This is a genomic window from Methylobacterium haplocladii, assembly GCF_007992175.1.
Taxonomy (GTDB): Bacteria; Pseudomonadota; Alphaproteobacteria; order Rhizobiales; family Beijerinckiaceae; genus Methylobacterium; species Methylobacterium haplocladii.
In genome coordinates this window covers 136497-161637 of record NZ_BJZT01000002.1, presented here as the reverse complement: position 1 = coordinate 161637, position 25141 = coordinate 136497, and the positions used below count along the sequence as shown (strand labels likewise).

Below are 25141 nucleotides of genomic sequence, written 5' to 3'. Positions count from 1 at the left end.
GTCCCTCGGGATGCCGGCCACGTTGGCCATCCTCGGGGGCCTGACGCTGGCAGGCGTCGCCGCGGCAGCCTTGCTCTGGCCGGCGTCCGATCTACGCCCTGATCTTCGTCCTGCAATCGGCCTCGGCGGCGTTCACCCCGACCTTCCAGGCCACCATACCGGACATCCTGCCGGACGAGCGCGACTATACCCGCGCCCTGTCGCTCTCGCGCCTCGCCTACGATCTGGAGAACCTTCTCAGCCCGACCCTGGCGGCCCTCCTCCTGACCGTGGTGCCGTACAACGCCCTGTTCGGCGGTACCGTCGTCGGGTTCATGTGCTCGGCGGCCCTGGTGGTGTCCGTGAGCCTGCCGATCGCCACCCGGACCGAACGCCAGGGCGGCATCTACGACCGGACCACGCGGGGCCTCAGGATCTACCTCGCGACGCCGCGCCTGCGCGGGCTGCTCGCCCTGAACCTCGCTGTCGCTGCGGCCGGCGCCATGGTCATCGTCAACACCGTGGTGATCGTGCAGGGCCTCCTCAGCCGTCCGCAGACCGACGTGGCCCTGGCCCTCGGGCTGTTCGGCTGCGGGTCGATGATCGCCGCACTGACGCTGCCCCGCCTGCTCGACCGCCTGTCCGACCGGGCCGTGATGATCCCGGCAGCCGCCCTGCTCGGCGGAGTCCTGCTCAGCGTCGCCGCCATGTCCCGGGGCGGTATTATCGGCTGGCCGCTTCTTCTCGAAACCTGGCTGGTGCTCGGCATCGCCTACTCCGCCGTACAGACCCCCACCGGCAGGCTCCTGCGCCGGTCGGCGACCCCGGAGGACCGGCCGGCCGTATTCGCGGCCCAGTTCGCCCTGTCCCACGCCGCCTGGCTGGTCACCTACCCGTTGGCCGGCTGGCTCGGCGCGTCCCTCGGGATGCCGGCCACGTTGGCCATCCTCGGGGGCCTGACGCTGGCAGGCGTCGCCGCGGCAGCCTTGCTCTGGCCGGCGTCCGATCCCGACGTGATCGAGCATGCCCACGCAGACCTCGACGTCCGGCACCCGCACCTGCATGGGGGCCGCCGTCACGCCCATGCCTACGTCATCGACGACCTGCATCATCGGTGGCCGGCCAGGGCGGGGTGAGCGCCGTTCGATGTCCTTGCCGGCTGGGTCGAAAATCGGGATGGCCGACTAGTGCAGCGGAGCTCGAATGTTTCGTTAGGCACGCGAAGGGGAGAAGAACGTACCCCGCGGAACGGTCTTGGAAGCGGAGCCGTTCCAAAGGCTCGGGTGCCGTCGTATTCGACGCATTGCCGACAACGACATGAGGAAGCCCATGAAGAAGTCCCTTCTCGCCGCCGCCATCCTGGCAACCCTGGGTGCGGCTTCGGTCGCCCCGGCCTCCGCCGCCCCCGGCATGATCGGCGCCGTCGAGGCCCCCACCACCGTCACCGAGGTCCGGATGGATGGCATGCACGGCCATCGCATGATGGGCCACCATCACCATCGCGGTCACCGCATGATGCGACATGGGCACCACCACCACATGATGGGCCACGGTCATCGCCGCGGCCACATGATGGGCCATCACCGCGGTCACCGCATGTAGCTCTCGGCGACCCGGGTCCCAGCGACCCAGGACCGACCGGTTGAGGCGGGACGCGGAAAAGCGTTCCGCCTCGCTTACACAGGTCCGACCGCTCGGACGGATAAGCGTGGAAGCGCCGCGCCAGCACCTGAGACGAGCCCCCGTCGCGGCGGCGCTTATTGGTGCACCGCCAGCATCCAGAGGGCCATGGCGACCATCATCACGTTCTCGGTCAACGACACGAAGCCGAGCGGCACCGTGCTCGAACCGCCGACGCAGGCGCACTTGATGTCCCGCTTGTCGACGTAGACCGCCTTGAACACCGAGACGGCCCCGACCGTGCCGATGAACAGGGCCACGGGGATCGAGATCCCGTTCAGGGCGCCCGCCACCATCAGGACGCCGGCGATGCCCTCCAGGAACGGGTAGGCGTAGGCGTAGCGCACCCAGCGCCGCCCGAGCAGGTCGTAGCCCAGGAACATCGAGGAGAAGCTCTCGACGTCCTGCAGCTTGAGGAGCGCCAGCACGCACATGCTGAAGGCGATGAACCACTCGGCGGCGCGCATCGTGAACGGCGTGCCGTAGACGGCCTGGCTCGCCGCCAGCGCCATCAGCGCCGTCATCGAGAACACCGCGATGACGGGGGTGTAGGTCGTCGCGTTCGGATCGTTGGCGGCCTTGCCGAAGTGGCGCTGGAGGTCGTCGAAGCCGCCGACGCGCTCGCCGTTGATGAAGGTCTGCGGCGTCGACTTGACCTGGTGCTCGGACTTGAAGCGGTCGGTCTCGGCCCGGTCGGTCAGGAGGTGGTCCTCGACCTCGAAGCCCTGGCGTTGGAGGAGGTCCTTGGCCTTCAGGCCATAGGAGCAGGTGTGTTCGGGGGTGACCATCCGGTAGAGGGTGGCCTTGCGGGCGGCTGAGGACATCGGGTGTTCCTTCCTGAACTGCGGGCGGTTCGACCGGGGCCGGGACCTATTCGGCGGCCGCGCGGTGGGCCGGCGGCATGTCCTGGGTTGCCGCGGCCGTGGACGAGGCGGGTGGCAAGCCCCATCCCTTCACGAGGGCGTAGACGGCAGGGATCACGACCAGGGTCAGCACGGTCGAGGAGACCATGCCGCCGATCATCGGCACGGCGATGTGCTGCATCACCTCGGAGCCCGAGCCGGTGCTCCAGAGGATCGGCAGCAGGCCGGCCATGATGGCAGTGACGGTCATCATCTTCGGGCGGACGCGCTCGACCGCGCCGACTATGATCGCCCGCTGCAGGTCCGCGCGGGTGAGCGTGCGCCCCTCCCGGAGGCACCCGGCCAGGACCTCGTCGAGGGCGTGGTCGAGGTAGACCAGCATGATCACGCCGGTCTCGGCGGCGACGCCGGCGAGCGCGATGAAACCCACCGCGACCGCGACCGACATGTTGAAGCCCATCCACCACATCAGCCAGACCCCGCCCACCAGGGCGAAGGGCAGCGAGAGCATGACGATGAGGGTCTCGGTCAGCCTCCGGAAGTTGAGGAAGAGCAGCAGGAACACGATCAGGAGCGTCAGGGGCACCACGATCCTGAGCCGCGCCGTCGCCCGGTCGAGATACTCGACCTGCCCGCTCCACTGGATGAGCGTGCCCTGAGGCAGCGCCACCTCGTCGGCGACCGCAGCCCTGGCCTCGGCGACGTAGCCCCCGAGGTCACGGCCGGCGACGTCGACGTAGATGAAGACCGCGAGCTGGCCGTTCTCGGTCCGGATCTGGGTCGGGCCGCGGTTCAACTGCACCTTGGCGACCTCGCCGAGCGGAACCGTCCCCCCGCCCGCGATGGGCACCTGCACCTCGGAGGCGATGGATCGCGGATCGGAGCGGAAGGCGCGTGGGTAGCGCACGTTGACGGTGTAGCGCTCGCGGCCCTCGACGGTATTGGTCACGCTCTCGCCGCCGAGTGCCATGGCGATCACGTCCTGCACGTCGCCGACGGTCAGCCCGTACCGGCCCAGCGCATCGCGGTCGGGGGTGATGTCGAGGAAGTAGCCGCCCTGGACGCGTTCGGCGTACGCGCTCGACGTACCCGGAACCGCCTTCACCACCGCCTCGACCTGGCGGGCGACCTTCTCCATCTCGGTCAGGTCCGTACCCAGCACCTTGATCCCGACCGGCGTGCGGATGCCGGTGGAGAGCATGTCGATGCGGGCGCGGATCGGCTGGGTCCAGGCATTCGACACCCCGGGGAACTGGAGCGCGGCGTCCATCTCAGCCTTCAGGCTGGCCGTCGTGACCCCGGGGCGCCACTCCGTCTTCGGCTTCAGGTTGACGATGGTCTCGAACATCTCGCTCGGCGCCGGGTCCGTCGCGGTGTTGGCCCGTCCGGCCTTGCCGTAGACCGAGGCGACCTCGGGGAAGGATTTTATGATGCGATCCTGGGTGGCGAGCAGGTCCCCGGCCTTGGTCACCGAGATGCCCGGCAGGGTGGTCGGCATGTACATCAGGGTGCCCTCGTCGAGGTCGGGCATGAACTCCGAGCCGAGCCGGCTCGCCGGCCACGCCGTCGCCGCCAGGACCACCAAGGCAATCAGGATCGTCAGAACGCGCGCCCGCAGAACGCCCGAAATCAGGGGCCGGTAGATCCAGATCAGGAGTCTGTTCACCGGGTTGCGGTGCTCGGGGATGATCCGGCCGCGGACGAATAGGACCATCAGCGCCGGCACGAGGGTCAGGGACAGCACCGCGGCCGCCGCCATGGCGAAGGTCTTGGTGAAGGCCAGAGGCCCGAACAGCCGGCCCTCCTGGCTCTCCAGGGTGAAGATCGGCAGGAAGCTCACCGTGATGATGAGGAGCGAGAAGAATAGCGACGGCCCGACCTCGCTTGCCGCCTCGATAAGGATCTCGATCCGGGGCTTGCCGGGGTCCGCCCGCTCCAGGTGCTTGTGGGCGTTCTCGATCATCACGATGGCCGCGTCGATCATGGCGCCCACCGCGATGGCGATGCCGCCGAGGCTCATGATGTTGGCCCCGAGCCCCAAAACCTTCATGCCCGCGAACGCCATGAGGATGCCGACCGGCAGCATCAGGATCGCGACGAGGGCGCTGCGGACGTGGAGGAGGAACACGACGCAGACGAGGGCGACGATGACGCTCTCCTCGATCAGCGTGCCCTTGAGGGTCTCGATGGCCGCCTCGATGAGGTGCGAGCGGTCGTAGACCGGTAGGATCTCCGTGCCCTTGGGCAGGCTGGCGGCGACCTCTGCAAGGCGGGCCTTCACGTTCTCGATGACGTTCAGGGCGTTGGCCCCGAACCTTTGCAGGACGATCCCGCCGGCGACCTCGCCGTCGCCGTTCATCTCGGTGATGCCGCGGCGCTCGTCGGGACCGAGCTCAACCCGTGCCACGTCCTTCACTCGAAGCGGCGTGCCGCCCTCGGTCTTCAGGACGATGCTCTCGATGTCGGCGACGCTCCTGAGGTAGCCCTTCCCGCGGACCACGAACTCGAACTCGGAGAGCTCGACCGTGCGGCCGCCGACGTCCGCGTTGCTTGCCCTGACCGCGTCGCGCAGCTTCGCCAGGGTGATGCCCTGCGCCCGCAGGCGGTTCGGATCGACCACGACGTTGTACTGCTTCACGAAGCCGCCGACCCCCGCGACCTCCGCCACGCCCTCGGCGCGGGACGCCCCGAACCGGACGACCCAGTCCTGGAGCGAGCGGAGCTCGGCCAGCGTCCGTTCCTTGGCGACCACGACGTATTGGTAGACCCAGCCCACCCCGGTCGCGTCCGGCCCGAGGGTCGGGGTGACGCCGGCTGGCAGGCGCTTTGCGACGGTGTTCAGGTATTCGAGCACCCGGCTACGGGCCCAGTATGGGTCGGTGCCGTCCTCGAAGATGACGTAGACGAACGAGACCCCGAAGAACGAGAACCCGCGCACGACCTTCGACCGGGGCACGGTCAGCATCGCGGTGGTCAGCGTATAGGTGACCTGGTCCTCGATGACCTGGGGCGCCTGCCCGGGGTACTCGGTGTAGACGATGGTCTGGACGTCCGAGAGGTCCGGGATCGCGTCGAGCGGCAGGGTTTTGAGGGCATAAAGCCCCGCTCCGACGGCGAAAACGGTCCCGATAAGGACCAGCACCAGATTCCGGGCCGACCAGGAGATCAGGCGGGAAATCATGGCGTCTTCCCCTCGGCGGCGGCCTGCGGGCCCGGCTCGGACTTGGGCTCGGAAAGACCTTGGAGGGCCGCCTTGAGGTTGCTCTCGGCGTCGATGAGGAAGTTGGCCGAGGTCACCACGCGGTCGCCGGCGACGATGCCGTCCCGGATCTCGACGAAGCCGTCGCCGCGGGTGCCGAGCCTGACCGGCCGCGGTTCGAAGCGACCCTCGCCCCTGTCTAGCAGGACGACCTGTTTCGTGCCGGTGTCGATGACCGCGTCGTCGGGGACCGAAACCACCGGCCTGTCGCTGCCCGTGGCGATCGTCACGTCGGCGAACATGCCCGGGCGCAGGTCGCCGTTCGGGTTGGGCAGCTCAATGCGCAGGCGAGCGGTCCGGGTCCCCATGGCGAGGTGCGGGTAGATCCGGGTCACCGCGCCGGTGAAGACCCGATCCGGAAACGTCCGGGCGCGCACGGTCGCCGTCTGGCCCTCGGCCACGGCCGCCAGGTCGCGTTCGGTGACGTCGGCCACCACCCAGACCCGTGAATGGTCCACGAGCTTGAACAGGGTGTCGCCGGACTTGGCGCGCATGCCGTCGGAGACGTTGCGCTCGACCACGACCCCGTCGCGGGGCGCCGACCACGTGATGGTCGAGGGCACTTTTCGGGATCGCTCGATCTCGTCGATGACCTCGGGAGGGATGCCGAGGTTCTCCAGCCGCCGGCGGGCGCCCTCGTAGCCGATGCCGGTGAGGTACTGCGCGGCGGCCGCGTTCATCTCCGGCGAGAACAGGCGCAGGAGCGGCTGGCCCTTGTGCACGTGGTCGCCGGTGGTGACGGCCTCGACCTTCTCGATGAAGGCGTCGGTGCGCATCGCGATCACGGAGATCCGGCGCTCGTCCTCCTCGATGGCGCCCGGCGCCCGAACCGGCATCGACAGGGCCCGTCGCTCGGCCACCGCCGTCCGGACCCCGGTGCGCTGGAGCTTGCCGGGCGAGATTTTCACGGTGCCGTCGTCGGTGTCCTCGCCCTCGTAGACGGGGAGGTAGTCCATCCCCATCGAGTCCTTTTTCGGAATCGGCGAGGTATCCGGAAGGCCCATCGGGTTTCGGTAGAAGCGCACCTTACGGGCGCTTGCAGGGGGCGTGGCCTGAGCCATGGCTATGTCGCCGTGCCCGGCGTCGGGCATGGCTTCCGCCTCGTCGGGTTCGTCGAAGCGCACGTCCTCGCTGGCGTGAACGGCGCGGTAGTCTCGACCGTCCGCGGTGCGCGTCGGCTCGGTTGCGTAGTCCGGCTTCCCGTCGGGGTCTTGGTAGTAGATCACGGGTCCCGTTGCCTTGACCGGGACAGACACCGGGGACACCGGGCGATCACCCGGCAGCCAATGGGCGAACCCGGTCCGAGCCTGTCGGACAAGCGCCGGCACGGGGCTGCCCTCATGCCCCGCGCCAAATCCCAAAACCCCCGCCGCGAGCGCGGCGAGGGTCCCGGCGGCCCATGCCGTCCGGCTCACTTGGTGGCCTTGAACACCAGCTTGTTCTCGACGGTGCCGGACTCGCCCTGCACCTTGGCCCCGAGCGAGAGGCGCCAGCCGCCGGCCATCGTCAGCTTCGCCTTGAACCGGTAGAGGCCCGGTTCCGGCGACGGCAGCTGCTCGATTTTGGAGGTCATCTCCTCCATGCTGTCGGGCGCCATGTCGATGCGCTTGGCGAAGATGACGGCGTTCGGCACGGGCTTGGACGTGCGCTTGTCGACGAGGCGGACGTCGAGGATGGCCTCGCCCTGCTTGGCCTCGTCCTTTACCAACTGGAACTCGTAGTCCTTGGTGTCGGCCTTGGCCGCGGTGGTCAGGGCGAGGCCGAGCAGCGCAGCCGTGAGGGCGCGCGAAAACGATGTCTTGGACATGGTCGATGATCTCCTGAAAACGATGGGACCCGGGCCTTCAGGCGCGCGGGATCGGCCGGCGCAGGCGCCGGCGGCATCGGGTTCAGGCTCGGGGAGGCTCGGTTGGCGGCCCTTGCGCCAGGCTGTCGAAGGAGGCGGTGACGCCCCAGGTCTGTCCCTCGACGTCTGCGACGCGGCCCGGAAGTCCGACGGCGACCGGCAGCCCGGCGGCGACCTTCGCCAGGCAAAGCGCCATCAGGGGGCAGTCCTTCGAGCAGTCGGGCATGTCCTGCCGCTCCTTGGGGCAGCACGGCATTTCGTCCATGGCCATCCCGGCCATGTCGTCCATGGCCTCGTCGGGCATCGCCATGGCGTGTCCCTCAACGGCCGTCGGCGCGTGCATGCCCGCGGCGGCCGCGGAGGCGGTCACCGGCGCAAGGGCGAGGCTGAGCACCGTCAGAAGCGGTAGCAGCCGCCGAAGGGCGAGCCAGAAGGTCACGAACGGACGATGCCACATCGCATGTCGGCGAGGAAGGGACAGGGACTACCTGACGCGCCAGAGGGATAGGGCAAGCGCGACGTTCGCCAGGGCGAGCACCGCGAGGAGGGCATAGGTCGCGTCGGCGCCCGCCTGCGTCAGCACGACGGCCCCGAGGGACGGCGCAAGCGCCTGCGCCACCAGCCCCGGACGGGCGAGCCGGCCGACGAGCGGAGCGTATCGCTCGGGACCGAACAGCGCGAGGGGTACCGTGCCGCGTGCGATGGAATAGATGCCGTTCCCGGCCCCGTAGAGGATCAGCGCAAGACCGACCACCGGCAGGCCCGCTGCCAGTATCGTCACGCCCAAGGCCACGAGGACCATCGCCGCCGTGAGGGTCCAGAGGGGATGGTGCCGCCCCTTCCCGGCCATTTCGACGATGCGCGCCCCGACTTGGGACGGCCCGATCAGGGCGCCGTACGCCACGGCCGAGGTAAGCGCGACGCCATGGGCTTGGAGCAAGGTGATGAGATGCACCGAAACCAGGGCCATCACGGACCCGCCGAGGGTCAGCACCCCGGCCATGAGGAGAAAGGCGTGGCGCTCCCGACCAGCGAGACGAATGACCGGGTTTGGCCCTGCGGATCGCGTGACCGGATGTGCGGGCGGCCGGGGGATCACGAGCAGGACGAGGGGTAGCGTCACCCCGAGGTGCAGCCCGGCGTAGGCCAGGCAGGTCCCGCGCCAGCCCACCTGCTCGTTCAGGAAGGCCGAGAGCGGCCAGCTCACCGTGCTGGCGAAACCGCCCCAGAGCGTCAGCGTCGTGATCGCGGGCCGTGCCTCGGCGCCGTAGAGACGTCCGAGCGTGGCGAAGGCGGGGTCGTACAGGCCGGTCCCCATGCCGAGGCCGACGAGGAGCCAGCCTCCCAGGTAGACCGGCAAATTCGGCGCCATGGCGAGGACGGTCAGGCCCACGGACAGGATGACGGCGGCGAATGCCAGAACGGGGCGGCCGCCATGCTCGCCGATGAAAGCCCCCACCCGCGGCGAGACCAAACCGGCGACGAGGAGGCCGAGGGACAGGCCGCCGATGACCCAACCCAGCGGCCATCCCGTATCCTTCGACATCGGCGCGGCCAGCACCGACAGGAAGTAGAACGACGAGCCCCAAGTCAGGATCTGGATCAAGCCCAGGGCCGAGATGACGGGCCAGCGGCGCGACGTGGTCATCGCTGCGCTACCGAGCCCCGAGCACCGGCAGCCACAGCGCGAGGGCGGCCAGGGTGACGAGCAACACCGGAGGGGTGATCACGAGGCCGACCCGCATGTACTGGCCCCAGGTGATGCGCTGTCCCTTGGTGGCGAGGACGTGCAGCCAGAGCAGGGTCGCCAGACTCCCGATGGGCGTGAACTTCGGGCCGAGGTCGCATCCGATGACGTTGGCGTAGACCATCAGCTCGCGCATCAGCGGCGACAGGTCGGGGGCCTGCTGGATGGACAGCGCGCCCACGAGCACGCTCGGCATGTTGTTCATCACCGACGACAGGATCGCGGCGGCGACCCCCGTGCCGATGGTGGCTACGAACGGTCCGTGACCTGAGAGCCAGGTCAGTCCCTGAGCCAGGTAGTCGGTGAGGCCGGCGTTCTTCAGGCCGTAGACGACGAGGTACATGCCGAGGCTGAACAGCACGATCTGCCAGGGCGCGCCGGCGAGGACCTTGCGGATGGGAATGACGCGGCTCCGTTTGGCCAGCATCAGGAGAATGAGGGCGCCGGCGCAGGTCACGACCGAAACCGGCACGCCGAACGGGGCCGTCACGAAGTAGGCGATCAGCAGCAGGCCGAGGAGCGGGAAGGCCGCCCCGAAGACGAGCGGGTCCTTGATCGCGTGCCGAGGCGCTTCGAGCTCGGCCACCGGGTACGTGGCCGGCAGGTCGCGCCGGTAGAACAGCCACAGCACCACCAGGGTCGCGGCGAGCGAGACGAGGTTCACCGGCACCATCACGGCGGCGTAGCGGCTGAAAGAGATGTCGAAGAAGTTCGCCGAGACGATGTTGACGAGGTTGGAGATCACCAGCGGCAGGCTGGTGGAGTCCGCCACGAACCCGCAGGCGACGATAAAGGCCAGGGCGGCGGCCGGCTTGAAATTCAGCCGCAGCAGGATGGCGAGCACGATGGGGGTGAGCAGCAGGGCCGCCCCGTCGTTGGCGAACACCGCGGCGATGGCGGCCCCGAGCAGGATCACCAGCGGGAACAGCAGGCGCCCCCGACCCCCGCCCCAGCGGGCGATGTGGAGGGCGGCCCAGTGGAAGAAGCCCGCCTCGTCGAGCAGCAGCGAGATGATGATGAGCGCCACGAAGGTGAAGGTGGCGTCCCAGACGATGTGCCAGACCACCGGGATGTCACCCGGGTGGATGACCCCGGTAGCCAGCGCCACGGCGGCCGCGATCAGCGCGCTCCACCCGATCCCGAAACCCTTCGGCTGCCAGATGACGAAGACGAGGGTGACGACGAAAATGGCGACGGCGAGCATCGGGACCGCTTCTTGTTCTTGTGGGCTCTGGACGGTTCAGGCGGTGGCGACGCGGCGCCCGTGCTCGTCGACGACGCGCTCGCCGTCCTCCTTGACGAACTCACCTTGCTGGGCCGGCAGGAGGTCGAGCACCGCCTCGCAGGGGCGGCAGAGGGCGACGCCTTTGGGGGTGACCACGAGGGGCCGGTTGAGCAGGATCGGGTGAGCCTCGATGGCGTCCAAAAGCCGGTCGTCCGTGAGGGCCGCGTCGCCGAGGCCGAGCTCGGCGTAGGGCGTCCCCTTCTCGCGAAGGAGGTCGCGCACAGTGATGCCGGCGCGCTCCGCGAGCTGGCGGACGAGCATCCGGTTCGGCGGGGTCTTGAGGTACTCGATGACGTGCGGCTCGATGCCGGCGTTGCGGATGAGGGCCAGGGTGTTGCGGGACGTGCCGCAATCCGGGTTGTGGTAGATGACGACGTCCATCATGCGACCTCCGAGCGGGGCGAGGTCGCGCCGGCCTGCTGGCCGATCTCGCGAACCTTGGACGTCAGGGCGACGGTGTCGAGGCTCGCCATGGGCAGCGCGAGGAAGGCCGAGATCCGGTTCTTCAGGTAGCGCTGGGCTGTGACGAAGGCGGTCTTCCGCTCGATCTCGCCGCCCTCGACGGACGCGGGGTCCTCGATGCCCCAGTGGGCGGTCACCGGCTGGCCAGGCCAGAATGGGCAGGCCTCGCCGGCGGCGTTGTCACAGACCGTGAAGACGAAATCCATCACCGGCGCGTTCGGGCCGGCGAACGCGTCCCACGACTTCGAGTGCAGCCCCTCGGTGGGGTAGTCGGACTCCCGCAGGGCCTGGATCGCCATCGGGTTGACGTCGGGCTTGGGCTGGCTGCCGGCCGAGAACGCCCGGAAGCGTCCACGGCCGTCCTTGGCCAGCATCGCCTCGGCGAGGATCGAGCGGGCGGAGTTGCCGGTGCAGAGGAAGAGGACGTTGTAGACCCGGTCAGGCATGGGCTGTGTCTCCGGTGGGCAGGCAGGAGGCGGACAGGGCCGCGACGGCAGGGGCGCAGACCTCAGGGCGGCCCTGGCAGCAATCGCGCATCAGGAACTGGATGAGCTCGGACAGGTCCGGATAGGCGGCGCTGTAGATGATCGAGCGACCCTCGCGGCGGGAGGTGACCAGCCCCGAATGCGAAAGCTCCTTGAGGTGGAACGACAGGTTCGTCCCGGACACGCCGACCGCCTCGGCCAGCAGGCCGGCCGCCATGCCGTCCGGCCCAGCGGTGACGAGTTGGCGCACGATGCGTAGGCGGTGTTCCTGCCCAAGGGCCGCGAAGGCGGCCACGGCTTGCCGTTCGTCCATCATAATGTCAATATCTCAACCATCGTTGAAACGTAGAGGAAGAAATATCCTTGGACAAGCCCCAGCAGCCCTTCGCCGACGGCATGCCGAACCTGAGCGAGGGGCACTTCGAGATCCCGACCAGTTCCAGCCTGCAGGTGGCCGCGCCGTTCACCCACGCCCCGCGCTTCCTGATCCTGTACGGCTCGCTGCGGGATCGCTCCTTCAGCCGGTTCCTGGCCTACGAGGCCGCGCGCCTCCTTGAGGCCATGGGCGGCGAGGTCCGGATCTACGACTCGCACGGCCTGCCGCTGCCCGACGACGCCACGGCCGATCACCCGAAGGTTCAGGAACTCCGAAACCTCTCGATCTGGTCCGAGGGGCACGTCTGGGTCAGCCCCGAGCGCCACGGCGCCATGACCGGGGTCATCAAGAGCCAGATCGATTGGCTCCCCCTATCGGAAGGGTCTGTCCGTCCGACCCAGGGGCGAACGCTCGCCGTCATGCAGGTCTCGGGCGGGTCGCAATCGTTCAATGCGGTGAACGGCCTGCGCATCCTGGGTCGCTGGATGCGGATGATCACTATCCCGAACCAGTCGTCCGTGCCGATGGCCTACAGGGAGTTCGACGAGGGCGGCCGCATGAAGCCCGGGCCGTTCTACGACCGGGTCGTCGACGTCTGCGAGGAACTGTTCAAGTTCACCCTGCTCACCCGCGAGCGCTCCGACACCCTCGTCGACCGCTACTCGGAACGCAAGGAGCGGGAGCCGGAGCGGCTGAAGGCCGTGGCGATCGACATCGGGTTCGTGAAGCGCTCCCCATGACCCGTTCGCAGCAAAGGCTGAGGCGTCGCGAGTATGCCTGACGGGCGGTCATCCGGACAGGTTAATGTATCGCTGACCCGGGAAGCGGGCATGGGGAAGCGCATCCCGTATCGCGCTTCCCTGGGAGTCGAGGTCGGCCGCTCGCGATTGCGCCGGAGGCCCATCCGTTTGGGGTGGCGGACATAGACTGAGCCTTGCCATGCCCTGCGCCGGACCGACCCGTTTCGGAACAGATTAGGAACGTCCACGGGGCGGGCACGTTGGCTTGGCGGTGCGCCCAGGGCCTGCGCGCCCGGGTTCGGCTTCAGTGCGTAGCCACGGCGAGCTGATCGACGGCCCACCCAGCCGGAGCTCGTCCTCCGGATCGTTGCAGGGGGCATACGTGAAAGTATTCATCAGTTCGCTGATCGGCGGGATGGGTCCGACCCGGACCGCGGCGCGGGCCGCCGTCGTCGGCCTCGGGCACGAGGTCATCATGGCCGAGGATTTCGGGGCCATGCCGACATCCCCGCAGGTCGCCTGCCTCGAAGGCATCAGGCAGGCCGGCATCGTCGTGCTGATCCTCGGCAAGGACTACGGGGCCAAGCAGCCCTCCGGCCTCTCGGCGACCCACGAGGAGTACCGGGAAGCCCGCCAGTCCCGCCCGGTGATCGCGTTCGTCCAGGAAGGCGTCGACCGCGACGCCGACGAGGCGGCGTTCGTGACCGAGGCGCAGGAATGGGTCGGCGGCCTGTTTCGCGGGGGCTTCACGACCCCGGAGGAACTCCAGGCCAAGATCGGGCGCGCGATCCACGAGGTCATGCTCTCCCGCGCCGCGGGGCCGGTGGACGAGGGCAGCCTCGTCGAACGGGCGCTGTCGATGCTACCCCAGGAACGCCGCGGCTACTCTTCGATGAGCCGAAACCTGAACGTCGCCTTCGCATGCGGGCCCACCCAGGCGATCCTTCGTCCGAGTCGGATCGAGGACCGCACCCTCGCCGAGGAGTTCTCGCAGGCCGCCATGTTCGGTCCCCTGCGCATCCTCGACCGGACCAAGGGCGTCAAGGAAGCGGTCGAGGACGGATCGCTCGTCATCCGCCAGGAGCGAGAGACCTCCTTCACCCTGACACCTCAGGCCGACCTGTTGTTCGCGCTTCCGATCCCGCGGGCGGACGACATGATGGGCGGCGTGATCGAGGAGGACATCGCGGACCTCCTGCGTCAGGCGCTGCGGTTTGCCGTGTCGGTCCTCGACAAAGTCGATCCCACGCAGAAGATCACCCACGTCGTACCGGTCGCGTCCATCGGCGACGCGCAGATGCTGGCTTGGCAGACCCGGGCGGAGGCGTCACGCAATCGCGGCAGCATGAGCTACGGCATGGGTCGGGACGAGCCTAGCCCCGTGAGGCTGACGCCGGCCCTCCGGACCCGGTCGGCCCTCACCCACGACGCCGTCGACCTCGTCGAGGACTTCATTACCCTGCTGCGCCGGGAATACCGCAACAACGCGAACTGACGTCCCGGACGCGCGGCCGCCTCCGTGATGGTGGGCCTTTGGAGGGAACCCGAACGTGAAGCGCCTCGCCATCTTCCTCGACGGAACCTGGAACACTCTCGGCAACAACACGAACGTCTGGCGCCTGAAGTCGCTGTGCGATCCCTTGGCCAAGGACCAGATGGTCTACTACGGGCAGGGCGTTGGCACCCGCTTCGGCGAGAGGGCACGCGGCGGCCTCGGCGGCTATGGGCTCGATAATGAGATCATCGACGCCTACGCCTGGCTCGCCCAGGTTTACGACGAGGGCGACGAGATCTTCATCTTCGGGTTCAGCCGAGGGGCCTACGCCGCACGAAGCCTCTCGGGCCTGATCGCGAAATGTGGGGTGCTGAGGCCGGGGGCTCCCTTGTCCATCGAGCAGCTCTACGCCCGCTATCGCCGCGCCAAGGACCGGACCATACGGGACCTTCGGACCGGCGCTGGCGGTCCGCCGAAGGACATCGAGGAACGCTGGCTGATCGCGCACGCCGTCGCGGCGGACATCAAGTTCGTCGGGGTCTGGGACACCGTTGGATCGATCGGTAATCCCGTGGCGAGCATGCGGTCGAAGGTGGCCAAGTATCGCTTCCTAGATACACATCTGCGCAAGTCCAACCTTCACGCCTTCCACGCCGTCGCCCTCGACGAACACCGGGTATCGTTCGAGCCGACCTTCTGGACGGTCACCACCCCGAACGGGACGCCGCCCACCTCCGGGCGGTCCCTCGACGCGGTCGAGCAGCGCTGGTTCGTCGGGGCGCACGCCAACGTCGGCGGGGGATACGCCAGCGACATCCTCGCCCAAGCCCCCCTCCGGTGGCTCATGGAGAAGGCCGCACAGCATGGATTGGCGTTCCGCTCCGGCTTCGAAATGGACCCGTCAAATCCGGAATCCAAGATCGCCGATTCCTACGCGAATTTCACGCCCTGGTGGCTTCGTCCGATCAGCAAGCGCTTCCATCGACCGGTCGGGCCGCATCCATGGACCGGCACCAAATTCACGACCTCGCGGATCAACGAGACCATCGACGGGTCGGTGTTCGACCGCTGGCGGCAGAACCCGAGATACCGGCCCCCAAGCCTGAAGACTTGGGCCGAGCGACTGAAGATCGATCCGGCGTTCCTCAAGGAGCCCGTCCGCGCATCGGATGGTACGCGGATCGACGGTGGCACGGGCTCGCCCGCCGCCATGGCGTAGCGGAGCATCGTACCCATGGAGATGGGTGCTGCGCCCGACGCCCCGGCAAGCGGTCGGTGCCTGGAGCCATCCTCCGACGTCATCGGCCGCATGGTCCAGGTCCATGCCCGGGGCGACGCCCGTGAGTGCCTCACGTTCACCCCCGAGCATTGAACGAAGGTGATCAATTGGGGCCGCGCCGACCGCGCATCACTCGATCCTTCGGCGGTACCACCGGCTGCCGTCCTCGCGATCCTTGCTCTCGAAGTATTTCGTGTGCGTCACCCGGATGCCCATCTGCTTGTTGAGCCGACCCCGCGTCAGGTCGTGCCCGCGGGTGATGGCTTCGCGTACAAGCGACGGGGGCAGCAGCCTCAGCCCTGCCTGTCGGCCACTCAGCCCCCCTCTGGGAGAACGTCCGTTAATCGCCTGGTTTCAGAGAAGTGTTAAGTCTGATCGGCTGCTTCAACAATTAACTCTGTAAGTTGTTGAGAAAGATTAGACAGGCAAACTCGTCAGGCAGTGCTCCATGTGCCCCCCAAGGGGTATCCGAACAACCCAATGCGCTCAGGCCGGTAACGGCCTTTGAGGGCCGCTCAGCACCGGCGACGGACGGGGTGGGGAGGGGCTGGGTTGCGACGATGTTGCCGGCTGGGACGAGGCGAGCCTACTTACCGAGAGGCACCTGCCCGTGAACGCCGAGACCTGCCAGGAACTCCGTTCCGGCGGTGAGTGGAGCGAATACGAGATTCGGGGATAACCCGGCCTAAGTCAGCCAGCGCGCATAAGCCCGGATGTCGATCATGGGCACGGTTGCCGTCGCCTGTAGGCGCGCGATCAGCTCGAACAGGAATGCGGTCGCCGGGCGGCCTTCGGTTGTGTAGGCGTATGCGCCATCCGTCAGGGCAAAATGCCCATGGGCGGCCACGCAGCCAAGATGGAGGCGGCCATCCTCAATGCCAGCGGTGAGGGCCTTATCTAGCGGCTCCCCAAAGGGCGGGTTCCAGTCGCTTTGCAGGGTGAGCAGCCCGGCGATGATGTGGGGCGGCTCCTTGGCGGGGTACACGCCACCGGCATGGGGGATGGGAAGGCTTGTGCGCTTAAGGCAGCGCACCGAGGCAGCCTTCTTTTGCGCATAGTCCACCATACCCGCATTGATTGACTGTTTGGCCTCGAATACCGCGTAGACGCTTTCCGCAGGTATGACGTTCTGGCCTTGAAACGTGAAGATGAACGGCGAGTATTGCCGATCATAAACAACCACATCGATCTGGTCGCTGAACGTGCCCTCACTATCAACAACGTGCGCGGTATCCGCCTTGTAACGGGCGGGTAGGTACTTCTGCAGAAGCTCAAGCCAGACAGCTTCGCTGGCGTCGCCTTTGACACCGGGATGCCCGAATGAGGCCCGCGCCCGCCCTAGGCGCTGCTGAATATCGTCGTGCAGCTCCGCGAGTAGGGTTGCAAGGCTCCACTGACCGCTCACTTGACCACCTCGCCCCATGTACCTGCGGCAGCCGCAAGCCCGGCTGCTTTTGAGATTGCAGCTTTTGCCACGGCTGAGAGATCATCAGAAATGATGTTGTTGGTGTTAGCTGGATCGACAAACCGCGCATTGGGCAACCTATCGCGAAGATACTCAAATACCGTCTGTAAATTCCGCTCAAGTCCCATGAATAGGCACACTCTCAGCGCTTCGATAACGGCCAGCTCCAAATAAAACGACGGGAAATCCAGCCCTTTCTGGTTGCGCCAGAGCTTAATGAGGCGGATTTCGTCATGCCATCCGCAATTAATAACCGTCGAGATGTGCGTTGCGACGTTCGTTTTCGTCCATGTATCGGCCCGCCTGCGATACAAACTGTGATCGGCCAAACCCCAATTCTGCTGCTTTGCCGGGACCAAATCGACATCATAAGCCCCAACCTTGATGCCAATGGATACGTTTTGTTGGCGGGGACTATAACCCTTTTCCTTCATCCGCGCGGCAAGCTTTGTGTAAATCTCTTTCAGGGTGTCCGTAACGGTTGGTGCCAGAGAGATAAAAAGGTCGATGTCCGTACCGCTTTTGATTGCAGTGCCTTTGGCGAACGAACCACTTGGTGTCACGCTGTTTAATACGCCCGGCGCCCATTCCTGAATAATTGGGTCAATGGTCTGCTGTACGTTGCGGACAGGTGAGAAAATCCCAGTGTCTACGGCTTCGCGCGCCAGAATATTCCGCAAATACTGTTCGCCGCTCATGCTACGCTGCCTTTTTCCTCTAGATCATCCTAGCCTGCAAGTACGTCCTTCGGAAGATCGGCGACGGCCTGCAAATGCTCTTTATTAAGACCATATATTTGATTGTATGAGAACTTTAGCATCTGGCTGTTGTAATAATTTACCTGCAAGCTCATAGCCTTGGTCTCAGTCTTGAGCGGTGCAATTGCGTCCTTCTCAAATATCAATGCTAAGGTCGGTTTTAACGGATAATACAATCGAAACCCAATGCCATCTTCGCCTAGGCTAATCACAGGCTGGTCGCCGGTTATAAAGCTGGTTTCGGTTTCATTCGTAAGAAATTTGAATTTGTACATGTTCCTTTCTAAAAATATGCCTGCGCTAACATTCGTTGCAAATATCTGACTTTCAAGAAACCAAGTCCGGTCAAGATCAAGTCCTTTGTCAAAATACGGGTGATTTTCTCTGATCTGGAGGACTCGTAATTTTGGGGTGCGGAAAAATTGCTGAGATATGTAGTGGATAAAGTTTATCCGGTCCTGTTCGTGGTTATAAAAATCCACGTCAGAATTTTTGAGCTTTTCTAGTAGGGGAAAAGCGAGGTTTTCGATGCCAGTGTGCCACCGTTCTCCGAGGGTCTTCCGCATAACATCAAGCTTGGCTTGTAAGCTTTGGCGTGCTGTATCAGCTAGGTCCTGTTGAAGATCGAGCCAAGACTGCATCTTAAATATGTTCTGGAACAATCCCACCGTCTCACGGTGCATCTGCCGTACTTCGGGGTTAGATGCACGTTCTATAAGCCTATCAATCCACTCTTGTTCGATCTCGTTCAAATCCGTGAGCTCATAGAAGAAACGTTCAACTGCAATGTTTTCCGGCTTGGTACAGAAGGAATTACGCTCCTTCAACATGTAACAGGCAATGTGCCCTTTTTTGTCGGTCCACTCACGCAAGTAGTTACACCAGACATAATGCTGATTTTTAGTAAGAGTTGACATGATGCATCGCGCCGGTTGGGACAGGCTTAAAAAATGTCAACGAAAAAGCGAGCATCAGCCCGCTTTCTCCTTCGCTTGCACGTAGCTTCTCAACACGGCGTTGATGCGGGACTGGTAGCCTTTCCCAGTGCCCCGGAAGTGGCGCAGCACATCGGGATCGAGGCGCAGGGTGATCTGCTCCTTGTTCTCGGCCTCAACGGGCCGCGCGGTAATCCAGAACCCCGGCGGGATTGCACCCGCGTCGGGATCGTTGGCGGCCCGCCGCTCGGTTTCGTCGTCTGTCAGAGCCTTGAACGCGGGGCTCAGCGGCTCAGCCGGCGCCATGTCGTCGAGGCTATCAAACCTGACGAGCTGACCGCGCTTGTGCGTATGCTTTTCGGTCATGTCTGCTCGCCTTCCATGCTGAGATGATGCGGATGTCGCCGTCGCGCAGGACGTAGACGACCCGCAGCACCTCGTTGTCGTACTCACCCAAGGTAACGAACCGGCGTTCGCCGTAGTCGCGGCGGGTGTCCTGACGGGTCTGCCGGAAGCCCCAGAAAATCTCAGCTGCCTGCCGGAAGCTGACGAGGTGCTTGGCTTGGTTGGCCGCATCCTTCTCCGTGTCTCACTGAAAACCCATGGCTTATGTGTAGCTACAAAACGTAACTCTGACAAGATTATTTTCATATGTTCTGTAGGGTATAACGGCGCAAGGGGGTGGAGGTTTCGGACAGCGTCAAACTCTCAACATTTGGGTGGCGATCTGCCGTTTTGGGTCCAAGCTCAGGAAGTGAGGCCCTAGAGCGCCACGGCGTCCACAAAGGCCGTGTGGAAGCTCTGGCGCATCAAGACGGGCAACGCCTCGGCCAGCGGCATGGAAACCGTGAGGGCGGTCCCTAGTGGTGAAAACCTGACGGATGGTACCCATCCGGAACGTCCGAGTTGGGTGGATTTCTGCTCTTAGGCGCCACTCGCAGAGTGACTGCTGTCCGACCCAGTTCGGACATTGCGCACCAGATTTCTGCACTGACTTAACGGTTGTTGTTACAGGACCGATCGCACCGCTCATAAATCTTGATTTTTGGACTGATGGCCCGGTAAATGTTCTGGCTTACCTTACCTCGAACGACCTCAAGGGCGCTTTTAAATTGACAAACCCATACTACCTCTGAACGTCGTTCTAGAAACTGCAAATACCAACTTTTGCTATCCAGAAGCGAGCACCACCAGCGTCTAAGATATCAGACATTGCAATCTGTCCGTTAATCCGATTAAACTCGACCGAATAATATCCGTTGCCTATTTCAGTTTTGACACTTCCACTGATGATATCCTTTTCACCCGAAATGGGTATTGCAATGTCATTGTTTCGAACAAATTCTTTAGTACCAAAGTTTATAGTGTAAGTCTCTGTAGTCTGTCCGCCTTGATTTATAACAGGACGATAGTTGCCTTTCCATCCGTCATCGACTTTAATGTCGGACGACAAATTGCATATCAATTTCATGCCGCGTTTGGGGGCCTCGTTAAGTTTCACACGCGATGATGCGTCATTGCTTGAATCATTACTGTTAGTCGCTCCAGCAGGATCAGACGCCGCGGGTACAGAAGTTCTCGGTTGATGTGGGCTAGAAGGTGAAATTCTTATTGGACTACGTGGCTCTTCCTTTGGCACATCATCGCTGAACATGAAGCTGCCCGCGAAACCGGTCGTGCCGGATACTGCGGTGAACGATAGCGCACCCAGGAACGCGATAAGCGGTTGAAAGGACAAGACGACTGCTCCTGTACACGTTACCGTCAAATCCACCTGTCTATCAGATCATTCTGCATTCGTGAATGCCTGTCCGTGCATTTACGTACATAATCAAGAAAATCAGGTGGCCAAACGTCGCCATTCTAGGCTACCAGGTTATCCCTTCTTGTATAGCGCGGAGAAGTGAAGCAAGATCCATATTTCGGCGCGCAACCACGGCACCGCGTGACAAAAAGGAGACCGCTCACATGAAAAACTTTTTTATAGCTTCCGTTATAACGCTCGCTTATCCATCTATCTTGCCTGCAAATGCGCAACAAAACCATTATATGCAAACAGCACAGCAAGATATCCAGACTTTTAGTGCGTCAGGTCCGACTAAATCAGATGCATGCAGCAGCGCGATTAACCTTTCCAAGCACGGTTGTATGATAAAGAATTATAATATCACTAAAGTTAACTGTGAATGCGACGGAGAACCTTCCTCAATTGGCCGCTGGACATGCGTGGCCACGGTAATTTGCCAGAGATAGCAATTAATGCCGGGATTATATTTAAAAATCATACGGTTAAGGAAAGGCTACAAGGCAACACCTGTGGCTTGCATTGTAATGTTTATATTTATGTTTGCGTCAAGTGCCTTCGCTGAAGATTGCAAAAATATTGAACAGGCCCCTGTTAATGCGGTGCAACAATGTGATCCTGGTTTGTCGGAGACGCAGCGCTGTAACAAATTAATGAAAATCTCTGGTAAACCTTACAAAGAACCGACACCCCAATGGCAAGAGTGTCTAAGAAGCATTGCAGATTGTCGAATCAGAGTAAGAGAGGAAGAGCGGACGCGGGATAAACTTCTTTATCGCTGCAATCAACAAGCGCTACAACATCGAAAGGACGAAGAGAGACGTAAGCGCGATACAAACCGTATTAAGCAGTTCATGAAAAAATGTAAATCGAACACAGTAAGTTTGAATTGTAGTGGGTTCTAAACAGCTACTGTAAAAAAATTTTATAATCATACAATTTTAAAAGAAAGCGTCGTTGATTGTGAGTGATGACGTTCCATAATGGCAGTTTACGCGAATGAACGGTCTAGGCTGATGGCGGATCTCGGTCAGCTTTTCCTCGGCAGCTTTGGTGGCGGAGCTGTCATTCCGGGAGACGGTCAGGAATGGCTGCAAAGGGTCCTGGCTGTGTAAAAACGGTTTGCGATTATTAGCTTGGTGATTGCGGTCTTGGCGGACAGCGGACAATCAGCAGATTTTCTTGGTATCGCTCTGAGGCGGCCGTGAGCAGCTCTACGCCTTTGATTGCGCCAAGCGTCGTTGTCCCGCCAAGTGTACGCAGTGGGGTCGTCAAACGGCCCTGATGGCCGCGACCAGTGCCGGTCGCCCGAGGATATTCATCACGCGGGTCAGATTGTAGGCAAGCACGTGCAGCGCCATCTCGGCGGCCACGTTGGGCAGGCGCTTCATCAGGAAGTGCGTCGCGCCCATCCGCGCCTTGATCGTACCGAACGGGTGCTCGACCGTCTCGCGCCGTACCCGCATCAGATCGGGATTGGCGTCGAGCCTCGCTTGGACCGCCTCGATCAGATGCTCGTGCTTCCAGCGCGTGATGCGGCGCTCCTTGGACGTCGTGCATTGCCGCTTCATCGCGCAGGCGGAGCAGGCAGCCGTCGACCAGTAGCGCCGCAGCTCCATGCCCTTCTCGACGTTGCTGTAGTGGTAGGGCAGCACGTCACCGGCCGGACAGCGGTAGGCGTCCTGATCGGGCAGGTAGACGAAGTCCTGCTTACCGAAGCGGCCCTCGGCCTTCGAGCCGGACGTCTGCGGCTTGGGCAAGGTGATGGTCAGCCCGGCCTCCACGCAGTCCTTGACCTGCTCGCCATCGAAGTAACCGCGGTCGGCGATGACGTGCAGGTCCTCGACACCGAGCGTCTGCTGGGCCGCCTTGGCCATGGGAGCAAGTTGCGCGCGATCGTTGCCGACGTTGGTTACGTCGTGCGTCACGATCAGATGGTGCTCGGTCTCGACCACGACCTGCACGTTGTAGCCGACCATGCCGGAGCCGCGCCCGCTGGTGGCCATCGAGCGGGCGTCGGGATCGGTCAGCGAGATTTGGCCGTCCGGCGACTGGCACATCAGCTTGTCGATTGCGGCGAGCCGGTCGACCTCCTGCCGGAGCCGGCCGATCTTGTCCTTCAGCCGCGTCGTCTTGGTCAGCATCGCCTCGCTCGGCTCCTGCCGGTCGGCGCTGTCGAGTTGCTGCAGGTAGCGTGCGATGCTCTCCTCGATCTGCGCGAGGCGGCGGGCCATCTTGGCCTGGGTGAAGTTCCGGTCGCGGTTGTTCACCGCCTTGAACTTGCTGCCGTCCACCACGACCGTGCCGCCGGTCAGCAGACTCATCTGACGGCACAGGGCGACGAAGCGGGTGCAGACTTGGCGGATCGCCTTGCCGTTGTCCTTGCGGAAGTCGGCGATGGTCTTGTGATCCGGCACAAGCCGGCCGAGCAGCCACATCAGCTCGACGTTGCGCCCGGCTTCGCGTTCCAGCCGCCGGCTCGACTGCACGCGGTTCAGGTAGCCGTAGATGTAGAGCTTGAGCAAAGCAGCCGGATGGTAAGCCGGTCGTCCCGTCGCCGCCGGCAGCACGCCAGCGAAGCCCAGCGCGGCGAGGTCCAGAGCGTCGACGAAGGCTTCGATGACTTGGACGGGATTGTCTTCATCAACCCAGTCGTCGAGGCATTCGGGCAGAAGGCAAAGCTGCGAGCGGTCGGCTCCTTCCACGAAACGACCCATCCGATCCTCCCGCGACCCAGCGGGAAAACTCTATCCGACTCGTCCGTTTTCACACAGCCAGGATCGGGAGCGGACCCAGAGCAAGGGTTCCATCCGTCAGATTTTGACCACTAGGCGCTTGGCGGGCAAGCCGTCGAGCTGGTCGAGCCGCACCCAATAGCTGGCACTGCCTCCGGCCGGATCGAGGCAGGCGAAATACACGGTCAGGTGAAAGAGCCGGGCGAACGTGCGGAGTTTCCGCACCTCGTCCAGATCGAAAATGATAGCGTCATCGTAGACGCTCTTGGCCTTCACATCGAAGGCCACCATGCCGACGCCGGGCACCCCGGCAAGGTAATCCGGCCGCTTGAGCATGCCGCGCATCGGGGCGGGGACGCTCATGGGCGTCTGATCAATATAGAGGTGCGGCAGCACGCCCTCATCGAGCCAATCCCGGAAACGATGCTCTGCCGCTTCACCCTTGGCCTGATCGGCGGGATGAACGGCTCGGCGGGGGCTGTTGTACGGCTGGTGTTGGCTCTTGTTGATGCTCGCTTATGGGCAGGCAAGCAAAACCGCCCTGACGGGCGGGACCGCTGCCGGATTATTGTCGGCTCGGCGTCGCGGAGCTGTAGGTATGGTTTTGGGGCTGATGAATTTTAAAGGCTGTAGCCAACCGGTAACGGTCGACCTAAGTTCCATCTGGTATGAGACCACTACCCTTGAACGGTAATGTATTGATAAACCGATGTCCGCACCTGTAGAAATTGCTCAAGTTATTAGTCGCTCTCGAACCATTCCCATATTGGGAACTGGCTTGGTAATTATAGCCATTACCATTAGTTCGGCAGGCATCTTAGATAAAATCACTCAACAACTGCTATTTACGTTTGGCGGGTTGATAATCCTATTAGGTACATCCTTAGAGATGCTAAATTATCTTCAATCCGCTAAAAAGGTGTCATTTCCCCCTCCTGAAATAGAATTGGGATTTATTAGTAGTGAAGTAGATCCGCTAAAAGATCAGATCCAATCGCTTCAGAAAGAGATAGTCGCGCTGCAAAAACAGTCTCAAGGAGCAATTTTTAGTAAAGAAGATAAAGATCAAGCGTTACTTATTGCTCGCGACAGATTGACTAATGACGTAATTGGTCAGCTCTCAAAGTATTGGGAAGGAAAATATAAAGAAACTTCTTTTTCCGCAGAAGTTTCGAGTTTTGTGGATCGCATAGCGGAAGATACCAGACGACGCTTGCAACAAGAGGTTTTTACACTTGGCCGCAGAGCCAATCTCAATCTTGTAATTGGCGCAATGGTGTCGCTATTCGGAATTGGGCTGCTGTGGTATTTTATAGCCGCAACAACAGTTGATATCGTTGGCGGGGTGGCGACAACTGATATAGCTATAAGATTTGCTATCAGATTTTCTCTCGTAGTTGTAATCCAGATATTCGCCTACTTTTTTCTACGATTATATCGCTACAGCATATTTGAGACTAAATATTTTCAGAACGAGATTACCAATGTAGACTTTAAGCTTATTGGTTTAAAGTCTGCGATCCTGACGGACGATAAGAAATTGATCGGCTCGATTTGCAATGAAATTACAAAAACAGAACGAAACTTTATCCTCAAGAAGGGGCAAACGACCGTTAGTCTGCGCCGAGACGAGATGGAAATTCAATATGAAAACAACTTACTAGCAAAGGTAGAGCGGATTTTTGCTATCAAGAAGGCAAAGGATACTCCTGAAGGCGATTAAGCTTGAGGTTCGCGTGATCGCCCTCGCCTTGAATAGCCGGGGCGTGAGCTGGTAGCGCCTCGCCTGTGAATAAGCGTCGAAGGTTCACCCCTCATAAATACCACTCAATACTTTGAAATTGAAGCTGAAATTTGCTTTGAGGCGGGGTTGGCATCGGCACCGATCGTGACACCACCTCCGTTTCGTTTTTTCTAGATCGTTGAAAGAGTTAGATTCGATCTTGCC

General features: G+C 62.8%; 22 protein-coding genes and 2 pseudogenes. 6 read left to right on the top strand and 18 right to left on the bottom strand.

Going from position 1 to position 25141, the window contains the following annotated elements:
- Positions 1–89: 89 nt before the first annotated feature.
- Both MHA02_RS01230 and MHA02_RS01225 read left to right on the top strand, forming a co-directional pair.
- A pseudogene (locus MHA02_RS01230) lies at positions 90–1115 on the top strand (MFS transporter); the annotation flags it as partial.
- A 193-nt stretch (positions 1116–1308) separates the two neighbouring features.
- Positions 1309–1581 (top strand): hypothetical protein, encoded by a 273-nt coding sequence (locus tag MHA02_RS01225; RefSeq protein WP_147076138.1) that lies wholly within the window; start codon positions 1309–1311, stop codon positions 1579–1581.
- Between the two features lie 155 nt (positions 1582–1736).
- Here the strand turns inward: MHA02_RS01225 and MHA02_RS01220 are convergent, their stop codons facing one another.
- From MHA02_RS01220 to MHA02_RS01175, 10 genes are all read right to left on the bottom strand, one after another.
- Entirely contained in the window at positions 1737–2483 is a 747-nt protein-coding gene (locus MHA02_RS01220; protein WP_147076137.1) for a glutaredoxin family protein, read from the bottom strand.
- Positions 2484–2529: 46 nt separating this feature from the next.
- On the bottom strand, positions 2530–5703 hold the full coding sequence (locus tag MHA02_RS01215; RefSeq protein WP_147076136.1) for an efflux RND transporter permease subunit: 3174 nt from the start codon (positions 5701–5703) through the stop codon (positions 2530–2532).
- Complete coding sequence (locus MHA02_RS01210) at positions 5700–7196, bottom strand: efflux RND transporter periplasmic adaptor subunit (RefSeq protein WP_147076135.1); 1497 nt, start codon at positions 7194–7196, stop codon at positions 5700–5702. Before MHA02_RS01210 ends, MHA02_RS01215 begins: the two co-directional genes overlap by 4 nt.
- On the bottom strand, positions 7193–7588 hold the full coding sequence (locus MHA02_RS01205) for a FixH family protein (protein WP_147076134.1): 396 nt from the start codon (positions 7586–7588) through the stop codon (positions 7193–7195). The genes MHA02_RS01210 and MHA02_RS01205 overlap by 4 nt, the downstream gene beginning before the upstream one ends.
- Before the next feature lie 82 nt (positions 7589–7670).
- A complete protein-coding gene (locus MHA02_RS01200) occupies positions 7671–8066 on the bottom strand; it encodes a hypothetical protein (protein WP_147076159.1) in 396 nt (131 codons plus the stop codon).
- A gap of 45 nt (positions 8067–8111) precedes the next feature.
- On the bottom strand, positions 8112–9275 hold the full coding sequence (locus MHA02_RS01195; RefSeq protein ID WP_147076133.1) for an MFS transporter: 1164 nt from the start codon (positions 9273–9275) through the stop codon (positions 8112–8114).
- A 7-nt stretch (positions 9276–9282) separates the two neighbouring features.
- Positions 9283–10578, bottom strand: a complete 1296-nt coding sequence (locus MHA02_RS01190; RefSeq protein WP_147076132.1) for an arsenic transporter — start codon at positions 10576–10578, stop codon at positions 9283–9285.
- A gap of 36 nt (positions 10579–10614) precedes the next feature.
- A complete protein-coding gene (arsC, locus tag MHA02_RS01185; RefSeq protein ID WP_147076158.1) occupies positions 10615–11040 on the bottom strand; it encodes an arsenate reductase (glutaredoxin) in 426 nt (141 codons plus the stop codon).
- Entirely contained in the window at positions 11040–11567 is a 528-nt protein-coding gene (locus MHA02_RS01180) for an arsenate reductase ArsC (RefSeq protein ID WP_147076131.1), read from the bottom strand. The genes arsC and MHA02_RS01180 overlap by 1 nt, the downstream gene beginning before the upstream one ends.
- Positions 11560–11919: an ArsR/SmtB family transcription factor gene (locus tag MHA02_RS01175; protein WP_170248958.1), complete on the bottom strand. Its 360-nt coding sequence runs from the start codon at positions 11917–11919 to the stop codon at positions 11560–11562. The genes MHA02_RS01180 and MHA02_RS01175 overlap by 8 nt, the downstream gene beginning before the upstream one ends.
- A gap of 50 nt (positions 11920–11969) precedes the next feature.
- On the opposite strand from MHA02_RS01175, the gene arsH reads away from it, so the two are divergent.
- From arsH to MHA02_RS01160, 3 genes are all read left to right on the top strand, one after another.
- Positions 11970–12722, top strand: a complete 753-nt coding sequence (arsH, locus tag MHA02_RS01170; RefSeq protein ID WP_147076129.1) for an arsenical resistance protein ArsH — start codon at positions 11970–11972, stop codon at positions 12720–12722.
- 382 nt (positions 12723–13104) lie between these two features.
- Positions 13105–14217 carry a DUF4062 domain-containing protein gene (locus MHA02_RS01165; RefSeq protein ID WP_147076128.1) on the top strand — a complete coding sequence of 371 codons (1113 nt, stop codon included), beginning with the start codon at positions 13105–13107 and terminating at the stop codon, positions 14215–14217.
- Between the two features lie 55 nt (positions 14218–14272).
- Positions 14273–15436, top strand: coding sequence for a T6SS phospholipase effector Tle1-like catalytic domain-containing protein (locus tag MHA02_RS01160; protein WP_147076127.1), 1164 nt, complete (start codon positions 14273–14275; stop codon positions 15434–15436).
- A gap of 745 nt (positions 15437–16181) precedes the next feature.
- Here the strand turns inward: MHA02_RS01160 and MHA02_RS01155 are convergent.
- From MHA02_RS01155 to MHA02_RS01120, 8 genes and pseudogenes are all read right to left on the bottom strand, one after another.
- Positions 16182–16901 carry a DUF6602 domain-containing protein gene (locus tag MHA02_RS01155; RefSeq protein ID WP_238180175.1) on the bottom strand — a complete coding sequence of 240 codons (720 nt, stop codon included), beginning with the start codon at positions 16899–16901 and terminating at the stop codon, positions 16182–16184.
- A complete protein-coding gene (locus MHA02_RS01150; protein WP_147076125.1) occupies positions 16898–17659 on the bottom strand; it encodes an SMODS domain-containing nucleotidyltransferase in 762 nt (253 codons plus the stop codon). Before MHA02_RS01150 ends, MHA02_RS01155 begins: the two co-directional genes overlap by 4 nt.
- 29 nt (positions 17660–17688) lie before the next feature.
- Positions 17689–18636, bottom strand: coding sequence for a DUF4238 domain-containing protein (locus MHA02_RS01145; RefSeq protein WP_147076124.1), 948 nt, complete (start codon positions 18634–18636; stop codon positions 17689–17691).
- Positions 18637–18690: 54 nt separating this feature from the next.
- Complete coding sequence (locus MHA02_RS01140; protein ID WP_174804633.1) at positions 18691–19020, bottom strand: BrnA antitoxin family protein; 330 nt, start codon at positions 19018–19020, stop codon at positions 18691–18693.
- Positions 18974–19183 (bottom strand): annotated as a pseudogene (locus MHA02_RS01135) (BrnT family toxin); the annotation flags it as partial. The pseudogene MHA02_RS01135 and the gene MHA02_RS01140, both read right to left, overlap by 47 nt.
- A 615-nt stretch (positions 19184–19798) precedes the next feature.
- Positions 19799–20392 carry a hypothetical protein gene (locus MHA02_RS01130; RefSeq protein ID WP_147076123.1) on the bottom strand — a complete coding sequence of 198 codons (594 nt, stop codon included), beginning with the start codon at positions 20390–20392 and terminating at the stop codon, positions 19799–19801.
- Between the two features lie 1337 nt (positions 20393–21729).
- On the bottom strand, positions 21730–23175 hold the full coding sequence (locus tag MHA02_RS01125; protein WP_147076122.1) for an IS1182 family transposase: 1446 nt from the start codon (positions 23173–23175) through the stop codon (positions 21730–21732).
- Positions 23176–23271: 96 nt separating this feature from the next.
- Positions 23272–23589, bottom strand: a complete 318-nt coding sequence (locus MHA02_RS01120) for a hypothetical protein (RefSeq protein ID WP_147076121.1) — start codon at positions 23587–23589, stop codon at positions 23272–23274.
- Between the two features lie 313 nt (positions 23590–23902).
- On the opposite strand from MHA02_RS01120, the gene MHA02_RS01115 reads away from it, so the two are divergent.
- Entirely contained in the window at positions 23903–24916 is a 1014-nt protein-coding gene (locus MHA02_RS01115; protein ID WP_147076120.1) for a hypothetical protein, read from the top strand.
- Positions 24917–25141: the final 225 nt, after the last annotated feature.